Consider the following 13474-nt stretch of genomic DNA (forward strand, 5'->3'; position numbering starts at 1 on the left):
CGCTAGCGTGAGGGGTGTGCCGACAGCTCCCGCCCCGACGCCGTGGGGGTTTCCCCACCACTCGACGTGGGACCCCGACGACGACCTGGTCGCCCTCGGCGCCGACCTGGAGCCGGGCACGCTGATCACGGCGTACTCCGGCGGCCTCTTCCCGATGCCGGTCACGATGGACGCCGAGGACCAGCTCGGCTGGTTCTCGCCGGTGGAGCGCGGCGTGCTGCCGCTCGACGAGATGCGCGTCTCGCGCTCGCTGCGCCGCTCGGCGCGCGACTTCGAGGTCCGCGTCGACACCGCGTTCGACGAGGTGGTCGCCCGGTGCGGCAGCCCGGACCGCGCCGACGGCTGGATCACCCCCGCGTTCGCCCGCGCCTACGGCCGGCTGCACCGGCTCGGCTGGGCCCACTCCGTCGAGGCGTGGCGCGACGGGCGCCTGGCGGGCGGCCTCTACGGCGTCAGCATCGGCGGCCTCTTCGCCGGCGAGTCGATGTTCCACCACGAGCGCGACGCGTCGAAGGTCGCACTGCTCGCCCTGGTGGACCTGCTCAGCGACCAGTACGCCGACCGGAGGGTGCTCGACGTGCAGTGGCAGACCCCGCACCTGGCCTCGCTCGGGGTCGTACGACGTCCGCGCGCGGAGTACCTCGAGGCCCTGGAGCAGGCCCTGTCGGTCCCGCTGCCGGCGCTGCTCGATGTGGACGATTGACGGAGATCGCGCAAGGGTGGGCCCGGGTGGACGCGGCAGCGTCCCGGGCGAAGGGGAAACCATGAACATCCGTACGCGCATCTCCGTCACCACGGCGGTCCTCCTGGTCGGAGCCGTGACGTCGGCGTGCGGCGGCGACAGCGGCGGCGGGGGCGGCGCCCCGACCGACGCGAGCGAGACGTCCTTCTGCGACACGCAGTCGAGCCTCCTCGAGGACCTGCTTCCCGACGACATGACCAACCCCCAGGTCCCGACCAACGACGAGATGGCCGCGGCCGTCAAGAACTGGGGCAAGAAGCTCGAGGAGGTCGGCACCCCCGATGACATCCCGGACGACGCGCGCGCCGGGTTCGAGGCGGTCGTCCAGCAGGCCAGGGACATCAATGCCGACGACTTCTCCGTCGAGAAGCTCGAGGAGCTCGAGCAGGGTGGCAAGGACGCGTCCGCCGAGGTGAAGGAGCAGGCGGCTGCCTTCTCCGACTACCTGACGGAGAAGTGCGGCAACCCGATGGACGACCTCGAGCTCCCCGAGATGCCGGAGCTGCCGGGCTCGACCGAGTGACGTGACGGCGCCGGGGCGGGGCCGTCTCGGCGTACACCGACCCAGATCGCGGACGTGCGAGTAGCATCGACAGCACGAGGGAGTGTGAGGACCGTATGGCGATCAAGCGCGAGGGCAGGCTCTGCTCCTTCTGTGGCACGTCCGGGGGACCCGGCACCGACGTCGACCTGGTCGGTGGCCTGGGTGCGCAGATCTGCACCTCCTGCATCGACGAGTTCCACGCGATCGTGCACGACGAGGAGCGCACCAGCTCCGTGCGTCGCACCATGCCGTGGGACCGGATGTCCACCACCGAGCTCGTCGCCACGCTGCCCCAGATCCTCGCGTCGGCCGAGCAGAACGTCGCCTTCGCCCAGGAGTGGGTCGACATGCTCCGCGAGCGCAACATCTCGTGGGCCGAGATCGGCCGCGTCCTGGGCGTCTCGCGCCAAGCGGCCTGGGAGCGCTTCGCGAAGAAATCAGGAGACAAGAGCGCCACTGCGTGACACGATCGTCACCCGTCAAGGTACTCTTGACGCTGCCGGGTGCCGGTCGGGCTTCACGGGGGTGAGTCCGACCCGCACCCGACTGTCGTCCTCAGCGGGTGCCGCTCACTTCAGCAGGCGCGACATCCGACGGTCTGCGAGCGGCTTGCCGCCGGTCTGGCAGGTCGCGCAGTACTGCAGGCTCGAGTCGGCGAACGACACCTCGCGCACGACGTCACCGCACACGGGACACTTCTGGCCGGTCCGGCCGTGGACCGCGAGGTTGCTCTTCTTCTCGCCCTTGAGCTCGCTGGCGGCGAGCCCGCTCGAGCGCTGGACCGCCTCGCCCAGCGTGCCGCGGATGGCGTCGTACAACGTCTGCAGCTCGGTCTCGTCGAGACTGTTGGCCGGCTTGAACGGCGACATCCGGGCGGCGTGCAGGATCTCGTCGCTGTAGGCGTTGCCGATGCCGGCGATGATCGACTGCATCCGCATGACGCCCTTGATCTGCTTGCGACCCTCCGCCTCCAGGATCGTCCGGAGGGCCTCGATGGTGAACGCCTCGGCCAGCGGGTCGGGCCCGAGGCGGGCCACGCCGGGCACGTCCGCGGGGTCGCGCACGACGTAGATCGCGAGGCCCTTCTTGGTGCCCGCCTCGGTGATGTCGAGGCCAGGCTGGGTGTCGCGGTCGGGGTCGTCGATGACGATGCGCGCAGCCAGCGGGTTCTTGGTGTTGGGCCGGGCCGGCAGCGCCGGGACCTCCTCGCGCCACCGGATCCAGCCAGCGCGCGCCAGGTGGATCACGAGGTGCACGCCGCTGGCGTCGATGTCGAGGAACTTGCCGTGCCGCGTCACCTCGTCGACGAGGGTGCCGTGCAGCGCGTGGAGCGGCGGGTCGAAGGTCTTGAGGGCGCTGAACGCGGTGAGGTCGATCCGGCTGATCGCCCGGCCCACCAGGCGTCCGCGCAGGTCATGGACGAGGGCTTCGACCTCCGGCAGCTCGGGCACGACCCCGAGTCTAGGCAAGATTGTGTGCGCCGAGTCACAATGGGACATGGTCCAGCCGCGCACGCCTCGCACCGGAGCGGTCTTCTTCGACCCCCGCGGTGTCGACCGCTCGCTGCGCGTGACCTGGCACCAGGAGTCGCAGCTGGTCGTGCTGTCGCTGTGGCGCGACAACGTGTGCGCCGGCACCTTCCGCCTCGCCGCCGACGAGGTGCCGGACCTGATCGCCCTGCTGCGCGGCGGCCTCGACGAGGCGTACGACGCCGCGCGCGAGCGCGTCGAGCGGCTGGACCGGCCCAGCCAGGCGGGCTGACCGGCCGGACCCGCCTGCTACTTCTTGGCGCGCCACTCCCGCTCGAACGGCAGCCGCCAGGCGTGCGGCGCGACGAGCTGGTGGATCGCGTTGGGCCCCCACGTGCCGGGGGCGTAGGGCTTCACCGGCGGTGGGTTGTCGAGCAGGGCGGCGGAGCGGTCCCACAGAGACTCGATGCCCTCGGCGGTCGTGAAGAGCGTGTGGTCGCCGCGCATCGCGTCGAGGATCAGGCGCTCGTACGCCTCGAGGACGTCGCCGGCCGTCTCGGTCTCGCCGGTCGAGAACTGCATGGACAGCTTCTGCAGCCGCATGCCCGGACCCGGTCGCTTGCCGTAGAAGGAGAGGGACACCTTGGACTCGTCGGCGAGGTCGAAGGTGAGGTGGTCGGGACCGCTGGCCCCCACCCCGGAGTTCTCCGGGAACATCGAGCGCGGCGCCTCCTTGAAGGCGATCGAGATGATTCGCTTGCCCTCGGCGAGCTCCTTGCCGGTGCGGAGGTAGAACGGCACGCCCGCCCACCGCCAGTTGTCCAGGCGGCACTCCATCGCGATGAACGTCTCGGTGTCGGAGTCGGACGCCACGCCCGGCAGGTCCGTGTAGCCGGTGAACTGGCCGCGGACGACGCTGTGGGTGTCGATCGGCAGCAGTGAGCGGAAGACCTTGTTCTTCTCCTCCGAGATCGCGCGCGGCTCGAGCGCCGTCGGCGGCTCCATGGCCACGAAGGCGAGCACCTGGAACAGGTGCGTGACGACCATGTCCTTGTAGGCGCCGGTCGACTCGTAGAAGTTGGCCCGCTGGTCGAGGCCGAGCGTCTCGGGGATGTCGATCTGGATGTGGTCGATGAAGGTGCGGTTCCAGATCGGCTCGAAGAGACCGTTGGCGAAGCGGAACGCCAGGATGTTCTGCGCGGCCTCCTTGCCGAGGAAGTGGTCGATGCGGAAGACCTGCGACTCGTCGAACGTCTCGTGGACCCGGGCGTTGAGGTGGATCGCGCTGGCGAGGTCGGTGCCGAACGGCTTCTCCATCACCACGCGCGCGCGGCTGACCAGGTCCGCCGCCCGCAGCATCTCGATCACCGGCAGCGCCGCCTTGGGGGGCACGGAGAGGTAGTGCAGGCGGCGTACGTCGCTGCCGAGCGCGCGCTCGGCCTCCGCCACCGCGGCGGCCAGCGCGTCGGGGCCGGCGCCCTGCGGGACGTAGGTGAGGTGGTCGTCGAAGGTGTTCCACTGCTCGGCGGTGAGCTCATGGGTGCCGAACTGCTCGACGGCGGTGCGGGCGAACTCCCGGAAGCCGGCGTCGTCCATCTCCTCCAGCGACGTGCCGATGATGCGGATGTCGGGCGCGAGCTCGGACAGGACGAGGTGGGCCATGCCCGGGAGGAGCTTGCGGCGGGCCAGGTCGCCGGTCGCGCCGAAGAGCACGATGACGTGGGGATCGACGCGTTCGGCGGTGTAGCGCGAGGAGGCCCGCGCCTCCGCCGGGTAGGAGATGGACTGGGGCTCGGTGTGCACGGAGGGGGGCGCGAACGGCTCGGTCACGCGTCGATCGTCGCACCGCACGGGTCGACTCGCCGTCTATCGGTCAATCTAAGGTCGCGCCTAGATCGGCCGATACCTTCTGATCGTGGACCCGATTCGCAACCCGTACGCCCCCGGCGCCGGCCAGCGCCCGCCCGAGCTGGCCGGTCGTGACGAGCAGCTCGCTGCCTTCGACGTCGTCCTCGAGCGGGTCTCCAAGGGACGCCCCGAGCGCAGCCTGGTGCTCACCGGCCTGCGCGGTGTCGGCAAGACGGTGCTGCTCAACGCGCTGCGCGGCGCCGCCGTTCGCAAGGGGTGGGGCACCGGCAAGCTCGAGGCCCGGCCCGGCCAGGGGCTGCGACGACCCCTGAGCAGCGCGCTGCACCAGGCCGTGCGCGAGCTCGGGCACCGCGACGAGGAGTCGGTCGACCACGTCCTCGGCGTGATCAAGTCCTTCGCCCACCGCGACGCCGGCACCGCCGCCAGGCTCAAGGACCAGTGGAGCCCGGGCATCGACGCGCCGGCCGTCCGCGGCCGCGCCGACTCCGGTGACATCGAGATCGACCTCGTCGAGCTCTTCACCGACCTCGGCGGGCTCGCCGCCGACGTCGGCAAGGGCATCGGGATCTTCATCGACGAGATGCAGGACCTCGGCCCCGACGACATCTCCGCGCTGTGCGCCGCCTGCCACGAGCTCAGCCAGTCCGGGCTGCCGGTGATCGTGGTCGGCGCCGGACTGCCGCACCTGCCCGCGGTGCTGAGCGCCAGCAAGTCCTACAGCGAGCGGCTCTTCCGCTACCAGCGCATCGACCGGCTGACCCGCGACGCGGCCGACCGCGCGCTGGAGGCGCCTGCGGCCGACGAGGACGCCGCCTTCGCCGCCGACGCGCTCGCCGCGATGTACGACGCCACCGGCGGCTACCCCTACTTCATCCAGGCCTACGGCAAGGCGGTCTGGGACCTCGCGCCCCGCTCGCCGATCACTGCCGCCGACGTGGCCGTCGCGGCCCCGGAGGCCGAGTCCGAGCTGGCCGTCGGGTTCTTCGGATCGCGCTACGAGCGGGCCACGCCGGGGGAGCGCGACTACCTGATGGCGATGGCGGAGGTGGCGGCCGCCCAGCTGCAGTCGGGCGGGGAGGTCGAGGGCGACGCGGTCCTCAGCGCCGACGTCGCCGCCCACCTCAGCAAGAAGCCGCAGTCGCTGTCACCCGCGCGCGACTCGCTGCTCAAGAAGGGCCTCGTCTACTCCGGCGAGCGTGGCCGGATCGCCTTCACGGTCCCGCACTTCGGCCGCTACCTCCGCGAGCGGGGGTAGGTCGGCGCGAGTTGCTGGTTGAGCAGGGCGCGCGGGTGTGAGCCGCTGGTTGAGCAGGGCGCGCTGGCGTGAGCCGCTGGTTGAGCAGGGCGCGCTGGCGTGAGCCGCTGGTTGAGCAGGGCGCGCTGGCGCCCGTGTCGAAACCAAGGCCATCCGAGACCCTTGGTTTCGACACGCTCGCTTCGCTCGCTGCTCAACCAGCGGGTGGGGACGCTTCGCTCGCTGCTCAACCAGCGGGGTGGGGCGGTGCGGGCGTACGGAACTCGCGCGGCAGCTCCTCCAGCAGCCGCAGCCACAGCTCGCTGGCGGTCGGGTAGGACGCCACCGCGTGGCGGAGCACGTGCACCGGGACGTCCCCGACGATGGCCACCGTCGCGGCGTGGACCAGCTCGCCCGCCTCGGGGCCGACGAAGGTCGCGCCGAGCAGCAACCGCGTGGTGGCGTCCACGACCAGCTGGGACTCGCCGGCGACGTGGTCGCGCAGCAGCGCGGTGCCCGCCGCCGAGGAGGTGGGCACCCGGGTGGTGACGACGTCGTGGCCGCGGTCGCGCGCCTCGGCCTCGGTCATCCCGACGCTGGCGACCTCGGGGTCGCTGAAGACCACCTGCGGCACCGGTGCCTCCCGGTCGGGCTCCCAGGCCACGTCGCCCTTCGCCGCTGCGGCGATGCGGGCCCCGACGACGCGTGCCTGGTGCTTGCCCCAGTGGGTCAGCGGCGGGCCACCGCTCGCATCACCGACCGCGTGGAGCCACTCGGGCAGCCTGCCGCCGGTGACGTCCTCGCGGGTGAGTCCCACCGAGTCGAGCCCGAGGTCGTCGAGGCGCGGCTTCCGGCCGATCGACAGCAGCAGCTCGTCGGCCTCGAGCTCACCGGCGGTGGTGGTGAGGGTGACGACACCGCCGTGGATCCGGCCGAGCCCGGTCGCGGCGGGTGCGTCACGGCGTACGTCGCTGACCTCGGTGTCGAGGTGGACGGTCACGCCGCGCTCCCGCAGGCCGGCCAGGACCGCTTCGCCGGCGAACGGTTCGGTGCGTCCCAGCAGCCGTGAGTCGCGGACGACGAGGGTGACCTGCGAGCCGAGCGCCGTCATCCAGATCGCCGCCTCGCACGCCACGACCCCGCCCCCCACGACCACCAGCCGGTCGGGCACGTCGACGACACCCGTGGCGTCGCGGGAGTCCCAGGGGAGGGCGTCGGCGTAGACGTCGGGGACGCTCGCCTCACTGCCGGTCGCGATGATCACGGCCTGCCGCGCACGCACCGTCACGTCGCCTGCGGCGGAGGTGACCGTGACCGTGCGGTCGCCGGTGAGCCGGGCGGCTCCGCGTACGACCGCGATGCCGGCGCCGTCGGCCCACGACTCCTGGCCGCTGTCGCTGTAGTCCGAGACCCAGTAGTCGCGGCGCTCGAGCAGCGCCTTCGGTGCGACGTGGGCGGTCGAGACCCCGTCGAGGTCGCCGGTCAGGTCGGCGACGGCGATCGGTCGCAGCAGCGCCTTGCTCGGCATGCACGCGAAATAGCTGCACTCGCCGCCGAGCAGCTCGCGCTCGATGAGCACCGACGTCAGGTCGGTGCCCTCGACGGCGTACTGCGCTGCGTTCTCCCCGGCCGGACCGCCACCGATGACCACGACGTCGTACTCCACTGTCTCCATGCCGTGGACGATACGTGGCCCGGCTGAAGTGGCGATGCCCTTGCTCGTTCAACTACACTCGTCCACGAGGGGAGTACCCCACCCAACATCAGCCGGTCAGTACGGCGCCTCCGAAGGCGCTTCGGCGGAGGCCGCCCTCGGGCGGTGGGGGAGACCTCAGGCGTTCACACCTGAGGAGATCCATGTCGTCCATCGCGTCCCCCACCCTGTGGTTCATCACCATCGGCGTGGTGCTCGCCCTGCTCGTCGTCGACTTCATCGCGACGCGGCGTCCCCACGAGGTCTCGATGAAGGAGGCCATCGCGTGGTCGGCGTTCTACGTCGCGCTGCCGCTGGCCTTCGGCCTCTACGTCTGGTCGGCCCACGGCGGTGACCGCGGGCTGGAGTACTACACCGGCTACCTCGTCGAGAAGACGTTGAGCGTCGACAACCTGTTCGTCTTCATGCTGCTGCTGGCGGCCTTCGCCGTGCCGGAGGTGCTCAAGCAGCGGGTGCTGCTCTACGGCATCATCGGCGCGCTCGTCCTGCGGGGCATCTTCATCGCGCTCGGTGCGGCCGCCCTCTCGCGCTTCGACTGGGTGTTCCTGATCTTCGGCGCGATCCTGCTGCTCACCGGCGTCAAGCTGCTGCGTGACGCGATCCGCGGCACCGAGCACCAGGTCGACGTCTCGGAGCTGCGGGCGGTGAAGGTCGCCAGGCGCTTCATGCCGGTCACCGACGACTACGAGGGCGCCAGGCTGACGGTGGTCAGGAGCGGTACGCGCTACCTGACCCCGTTCGCCCTGGTAACGATCGCGGTGCTGGCCACCGACATCGTCTTCGCCGTCGACTCGGTGCCGGCGGTCTACGGCATCACCGGTGACCCCTACCTCGTCTTCGTCACCAACGCCTTCGCGCTGCTCGGCCTCCGGGCGCTCTACTTCGTGCTCGAGGGCGCGCTCAGCGCGCTGGTCCACCTCAGCTACGGCCTGGCCGCGATCCTCGGCTTCATCGGGTTCAAGCTGGTCCTGCACTGGGCGCACCTGGTCTGGCCGTCGATCCCCGACGTGCCGACGCTGACGTCGCTGTTCGTGATCGTTGGCATCCTGGCGGTCACGGTGTGCACGAGCCTGATCGCCAACAGGCGCGCGAAGCCCGCCGACGACGAGGAGCTCGTCAGTCGACGGTGAGCATCGTCGCGCCGAGGCCGATCATCATCGTCCCGCCAGTGGCGCTGAGGGCGTCGAGGCGCTGGGGCCGCCGTGCGAACCACGTACGCGCGGCCCCTGCGGCCAGCGCCCAGATGCTGTCGGACGCCACGGCGAGCACCCCGAACACCAGGCCCAGCGCCACCGTCTGCAGGGCCACCGGACCGCTCGGGTCGGTGAACTGCGGCAGGAACGCCACGAAGAAGACGATGGTCTTGGGGTTGGTCGCCCCGACGGTGAAGCCGATCCGCACCGGGTGACCGCGCCGGACCGGCGCAGCGTCGGTCATCGCCCGGCGGGCGTCGCTGCGGTGGCGGATCGCCTGGACGCCGAGCCAGATGACGTACGCCGCACCGAGGAGCTTGATGGCGGTGTACGCCGTGGCGCTGGCCGCGACGACCGCGCCGAGGCCGATGGCCACCAGGCTCACCTGGGCGAGCAGGCCGATCGCGTTGCCGACCACGGAGAGCAGTGCCTCGCGTCGCCCGACGGTGAGGGCGCGGCCGATGGTGAAGAGCAGGCTCGGGCCCGGCACCTGGATGAACAGGATCGACGCGACGAGGAACGCGATCCACTGGCTCGACGACGGCATGGTCCCAGTGTGGGGCCACGCCGTCGTCGGTGTCAGGTCGATTCCGAGGGCTGGTTCCGTTGCCGGTCGCTGCGCGACGTGATGTCCCGGTGGTTGCTCTCGCGGGTCAAAGGCTTTGCCCTGTCGCCTGAGTCTCTGAGAGACTCATCCGCAAGGGCGCCGTCCAGCGCCCAGCCCACCGCGACGGCCCCAGTCCGCGCGAGGCGGTGAAGGGGAGCAGATCCTCGGACGCATCCATGAGTCACACCGTTCACGCCCGCTGCAGCGGCGCACTGGGGACGCAGCGCAGCCGAGGGTGTTCGAGATGACCAGGGACAGCGACTTCAAGCAGGTCGTGCGTGCGCGCATGGCCGAGACCGGGGAGACCTACACCGCCGCCCGCGCCGCGGTGGAGGCCGATCGCAGCCCGCGGCAGGTGGCGTACGACGTCGCGCGGGCCGAGCAGGAGCGACTGGTGGGCCGGCTCTTCAGCGACGGACGCATCGAGCGGGTCCCGGCGAAGCGCAAGGTGCGCGCGGCGGTGCTGCTGGAAGTGGTGAGTCGCTTCGAGCCCGGACGCGTCTACGCCGAGCGTGAGGTGAACGACGTGCTCCTCGACGTGCACGAGGACTGCGCCTACCTGCGCCGTGAGCTCGTCAACTACCACTATCTCGAGCGGGAGGGCGGTCGCTACCGGACCGCCGAGCGGGCGCCGGCGCGGGCCGCGATCGAGCACCAGGAGATCCCGGCGTGGGAGGCGCACTGGCTGCCGGAGTTCCTCGCCGGACGCTTCCGCTCCGGCGGGTGAAGGGGCACGCTGGGTGCATGACTGCAGGTATCGATCCCGAGGTGGCACCGTCCGGTCCGGGCTGTGTCGAGTGTGACGAGGACGGCGGCTGGTGGGTGCACCTGCGCCGCTGCGCGCAGTGCGGACACGTCGGCTGCTGCGACTCCAGCCCGGCCCAGCACGCGACGGCGCACCACGAGGCGACCGGGCACCCGGTGATGCAGAGCTTCGAGCCGGGTGAGGACTGGTTCTGGGACTTCACCCGGTCCGTCGGGGTGGTCGGCCCACGGCTCGCCGACCCCCAGGCCCACCCTGACGACCAACCCGTCCCCGGGCCGGCCGGACGCGTGCCTGAGGACTGGCAGGACCACATCCGCTGACGGCACTGCGGCGCGGTCGGGTGGCTCGTGCTGGGGGAGCGGTGCGTGAGACATGCCGTGGGGTTTTCCAACGTGTCTCACGCACCGCTCGTCGGGCGTGCCGTGGGGACACGCCGGAATGCGTTCGGCTGGGGTCAGCAGCCGAGCGCGGTGAAGGTGAAGTCGCTGAGGAAGACGCGCTGGTTGCCGTTCCCCGAGTTGTTCCAGAAGGACATGACGATGGCGGTGTTGGCGGCGATGGTGCCGCCGAAGGTGACGGTGACGTTGCCGTCGTTCGAGTCGTTGTCGGCGTTGTCGGCGTTGTTCCGAGGGCGCCACGCGTTGTTGTTGAACATGGGTGCGGTCCCGTTGGTCCCGTTGCCGCTCACGTTCGGCGCGGAGAAGGTGCGAGTGCCGGTCAGTTCGACGCGGTCGTTCCAGTCGCCGTCCTGGCGGTCGATGTCGGTGATCGTGAAGGTCAGGCCGGTGACCGGTCGGTCGAAGGAGATCGAGATGTCCTGGCGGTTGCCCCGACCGTTGGGGATCGGCGACTGGTGGGAGATGTTGAGCCCGGCCCCCTGGTTGAGCCCACCGACGTTGTCGGCCGCAGGCGACAGCGAGCTGGACAGCTGGAGGTTGTCGCCGTCGCGCGACATGGTCCCCTGCATCTGGCTGCTGAAGGTGACCTTGAGCGGCGTGGTGCCCGCAGGGCCGGTGATGGTGGCGACCCCGGTCTGGACTCCACCGAGGGTCGTCGGCGCCGGGTAGGTCGTGGTGAACGCATCGGTCGCGTTGTCGTTGCTCCAGTCGAGCCGCCACGTGTAGGTGGCGGTCCCGCACGAAGCGGCGTACGCCGGCGCGGCCGCCGTGACGGCCACGATCGGCACCGTCCAGGCGGCGGAGCGCACGACGTTGCGGCGCGAAGGCATGGCTTTGCTCATGAAGACTCCCGGTTGGTCGCGGCACCGGGCGTATCCCCACACGCTCGAGCAGTGCCGCAGTCGGAGGTTAGCCACGCCTCACCCGGCTCCGGGCAGATTCGACCCACGCGGCGTCCGGAGGTCGGATTTCTTTACCTTTCGCGCGCCGCGGGTCTAGACCGGGCGACGTACGTCGGGTCTGCCGCACACCTGTCGCCGGACGTGTCATGCTCACCCCATGCGTCGTACGCCGCGCATCCGCCGCGCCCGTCAGGACAACAGCGGCGCCCGCTCGCGACCACAGGTCGTCGCGCACCGCGGCAGCAGCCACGACAACCCGGAGCACACCCTCGCCGCCTACGTGAAGGCGCTCGACGAGGGGGCGGACGCCCTCGAGTGCGACGTCAGGCTCACCGCCGACGGCCACCTCGTGTGCGTGCACGACCGCAACCTGCTCCGTACGGCGGCGACGCCCGGGCTCGTGTCGACGATGAACCTCGCCGAGCTCGACGAGCTCGACTTCGCGTCGTGGAAGAGCCCGTGGGCCGAGCTCGACGACGAGGCGCCCGACCGTGACCCGGAGGCCGGCAAGGTGCTCACCCTCCGCAAGCTGCTGGAGATGGTGGCCGACTACGACCGGCACGTGGAGCTGGCCATCGAGACCAAGCACCCGACCCGCTACGGCGGGCTCGTCGAGCGACGCCTGGTCGAGACCCTGGGCGACTTCGGGTGGGACGGGGCCGGGTCGCCGGCGCGGATCATGAGCTTCTCGCTCAACGCCGCCAACCGGGTGCGGCGGCTGGCCCCCGAGCTCGACGTCGTGATGCTCGTCGACAAGGCGCACCACTGGCCGGTGCTGCGGCCGGTGGTCGACGACCGCTGGATCATCGGCCCAGGCATCAAGGAGCTCCGCGAGCACCCGGGGCTCGGCAAGCACCTGGTCAAGGCAGGACGGGAGATCCACGTGTGGACCGTCAACACCGCCGACGACCTGCAGATCTGCCTCGACCTCGGCGTGACCGCGGTGATCAGCGACCGACCGGCACACATGCTGGAGCTGCTCGGGTCGGCGGACTGAGGCGGCTGGGACCCCTCGCACTAGGCTCCGGCCTATGGCCAAGAAGTCCCGCACCCGCACCCAGACCGCCTCCGCCCCCGGCGAGGTCGGCCCCCGTCAGCCCTGCCCCTGCGGATCGGGCAAGCGCTACAAGGCCTGCCACGGCGCAGCCGGCGGCGCCGCTCCCACCTTCGTGGCGCGTCCCTTCGAGGGGATGCCCGACGAGTGCGACGTGATCGCGCTGCGCGAGCTCGTGCCTGCCGCGACCGCACCGCTGACGCTGAAGGACGGCGGCCGTACGATCCGCCTCGCCACGCTCCTGCCCGGTGCCGCGCCGGCGATGGTCCGCGACTCGGGCGACGTGTGGCTCGGTCTCCAGGTGCAGCACTCCTACGGCAACCCCGCCCGCGACCTCGGCGCCGTGCTCGAGGCCGCGCTGGCCACCGAGGAGCCCGGCATCGTCGGTCTGCCGACCGCGCCCGGTGAGGGCCCGAGCCTGCAGGACCTGATCACCGACACCAGTCTCGACATCACCGTCCACGACGGCTTCGAGTACTGGATCGACGACATCCCGGACCGCGACGCCACCATGGAGGCGGCGCTCGAGCAGGCCAACGGCGGAGTCATGCCCACCGTCCGGCTGAGCTCGGTCGAGGCGTCGTACTGGACCAACGTCGGCACCAAGGAGCACCTGCGCTGGGTGATGCCCCACCCGGAGGACCAGCTCCTCGACGCGCTCGCCCGCCTGCACGCTGCCGGCCAGGACTCCGTGGCCGAGGGCTCGCGGTTGGTCGGCATGTTCCGCGCCCACGGACTGCTCGCCCCCGTGTGGGACCTGCCGCTCGGCACCGGTGCCGAGGTCCTCGAGGAGCCGGCCGCCAAGTTCGCCGCGGACCTCGAGGAGGCGCTGAAGGGTGGGGAGCTGACGGCCGCGGAGAGGTCCGCTCGCGCAGGACTCGCCAACCGTCAGGTGACGATCCGGTAAGGACCGGCCTACACCTCCTCCACGAGGTGAACACAACCGGGCCAATGGTTGTGCGCGCCCTGACGAGCGGAGTAG

The 13474-nt window shown here is 71.1% G+C and carries 15 protein-coding genes; 10 read left to right on the top strand and 5 right to left on the bottom strand.

Annotated elements, in window-relative coordinates; translation table 11 throughout:
• The first annotated feature begins 16 nt into the window (after nucleotides 1-16).
• The 3 genes from aat to BM127_RS11795 all read left to right on the top strand — a co-directional run bounded on the left by aat (nucleotide 17) and on the right by BM127_RS11795 (nucleotide 1750).
• Nucleotides 17-703: a leucyl/phenylalanyl-tRNA--protein transferase gene (gene aat / locus BM127_RS11785; protein WP_091198870.1), complete on the top strand. Its 687-nt coding sequence runs from the start codon at nucleotides 17-19 to the stop codon at nucleotides 701-703.
• 61 nt (nucleotides 704-764) lie between these two features.
• Entirely contained in the window at nucleotides 765-1265 is a 501-nt protein-coding gene (locus BM127_RS11790; protein WP_091198872.1) for a hypothetical protein, read from the top strand.
• Nucleotides 1266-1360: 95 nt separating this feature from the next.
• The gene (locus BM127_RS11795) at nucleotides 1361-1750 is read left to right on the top strand and encodes a hypothetical protein (protein ID WP_091198874.1); all 390 of its coding nucleotides are present in this window, start codon (nucleotides 1361-1363) and stop codon (nucleotides 1748-1750) included.
• A gap of 105 nt (nucleotides 1751-1855) precedes the next feature.
• Here the strand turns inward: BM127_RS11795 and BM127_RS11800 are convergent, their stop codons facing one another.
• On the bottom strand, nucleotides 1856-2737 hold the full coding sequence (locus BM127_RS11800) for an Fpg/Nei family DNA glycosylase (protein ID WP_091198875.1): 882 nt from the start codon (nucleotides 2735-2737) through the stop codon (nucleotides 1856-1858).
• Between the two features lie 46 nt (nucleotides 2738-2783).
• Between BM127_RS11800 and BM127_RS11805 the strand changes: the two genes are divergently transcribed.
• Nucleotides 2784-3047, top strand: coding sequence for a hypothetical protein (locus BM127_RS11805; RefSeq protein WP_091198877.1), 264 nt, complete (start codon nucleotides 2784-2786; stop codon nucleotides 3045-3047).
• Between the two features lie 17 nt (nucleotides 3048-3064).
• Here BM127_RS11805 and zwf read toward each other — a convergent pair whose 3' ends face one another.
• Nucleotides 3065-4585: a glucose-6-phosphate dehydrogenase gene (gene zwf / locus BM127_RS11810; protein ID WP_372476661.1), complete on the bottom strand. Its 1521-nt coding sequence runs from the start codon at nucleotides 4583-4585 to the stop codon at nucleotides 3065-3067.
• A gap of 85 nt (nucleotides 4586-4670) precedes the next feature.
• Between zwf and BM127_RS11815 the strand changes: the two genes are divergently transcribed.
• Nucleotides 4671-5879: an ATP-binding protein gene (locus BM127_RS11815; protein ID WP_091198879.1), complete on the top strand. Its 1209-nt coding sequence runs from the start codon at nucleotides 4671-4673 to the stop codon at nucleotides 5877-5879.
• Between the two features lie 226 nt (nucleotides 5880-6105).
• Here BM127_RS11815 and BM127_RS11820 read toward each other — a convergent pair whose 3' ends face one another.
• Nucleotides 6106-7533: a dihydrolipoyl dehydrogenase family protein gene (locus BM127_RS11820; RefSeq protein ID WP_091198881.1), complete on the bottom strand. Its 1428-nt coding sequence runs from the start codon at nucleotides 7531-7533 to the stop codon at nucleotides 6106-6108.
• Between the two features lie 182 nt (nucleotides 7534-7715).
• Here BM127_RS11820 and BM127_RS11825 point away from each other — a divergent pair, with 182 nt between their 5' ends.
• Nucleotides 7716-8702: a TerC family protein gene (locus BM127_RS11825; RefSeq protein ID WP_091198883.1), complete on the top strand. Its 987-nt coding sequence runs from the start codon at nucleotides 7716-7718 to the stop codon at nucleotides 8700-8702.
• Here BM127_RS11825 and BM127_RS11830 read toward each other — a convergent pair.
• Nucleotides 8689-9312: a LysE family translocator gene (locus BM127_RS11830; RefSeq protein ID WP_091198884.1), complete on the bottom strand. Its 624-nt coding sequence runs from the start codon at nucleotides 9310-9312 to the stop codon at nucleotides 8689-8691. The genes BM127_RS11825 and BM127_RS11830 overlap by 14 nt on opposite strands.
• Nucleotides 9313-9616: 304 nt before the next feature.
• Here BM127_RS11830 and BM127_RS11835 point away from each other — a divergent pair, with 304 nt between their 5' ends.
• Together BM127_RS11835 and BM127_RS11840 are read left to right on the top strand one after the other, a co-directional pair.
• Nucleotides 9617-10099 carry a DUF2087 domain-containing protein gene (locus BM127_RS11835; RefSeq protein ID WP_091199166.1) on the top strand — a complete coding sequence of 161 codons (483 nt, stop codon included), beginning with the start codon at nucleotides 9617-9619 and terminating at the stop codon, nucleotides 10097-10099.
• Between the two features lie 17 nt (nucleotides 10100-10116).
• Nucleotides 10117-10458, top strand: a complete 342-nt coding sequence (locus tag BM127_RS11840) for a UBP-type zinc finger domain-containing protein (protein ID WP_091198885.1) — start codon at nucleotides 10117-10119, stop codon at nucleotides 10456-10458.
• A gap of 134 nt (nucleotides 10459-10592) precedes the next feature.
• Here the strand turns inward: BM127_RS11840 and BM127_RS11845 are convergent, their stop codons facing one another.
• Nucleotides 10593-11366 (bottom strand): hypothetical protein, encoded by a 774-nt coding sequence (locus BM127_RS11845; protein ID WP_091198886.1) that lies wholly within the window; start codon nucleotides 11364-11366, stop codon nucleotides 10593-10595.
• A 229-nt stretch (nucleotides 11367-11595) separates the two neighbouring features.
• Between BM127_RS11845 and BM127_RS11850 the strand changes: the two genes are divergently transcribed.
• Nucleotides 11596-12435: a glycerophosphodiester phosphodiesterase family protein gene (locus tag BM127_RS11850; RefSeq protein WP_091198887.1), complete on the top strand. Its 840-nt coding sequence runs from the start codon at nucleotides 11596-11598 to the stop codon at nucleotides 12433-12435.
• 34 nt (nucleotides 12436-12469) lie between these two features.
• Nucleotides 12470-13399, top strand: a complete 930-nt coding sequence (locus BM127_RS11855) for a DUF5926 family protein (RefSeq protein ID WP_091198888.1) — start codon at nucleotides 12470-12472, stop codon at nucleotides 13397-13399.
• Nucleotides 13400-13474 lie beyond the last annotated feature (75 nt).

Origin of the sequence: Nocardioides alpinus (assembly GCF_900112035.1) — a bacterium.
Classification (GTDB): domain Bacteria; phylum Actinomycetota; class Actinomycetes; order Propionibacteriales; family Nocardioidaceae; genus Nocardioides; species Nocardioides alpinus.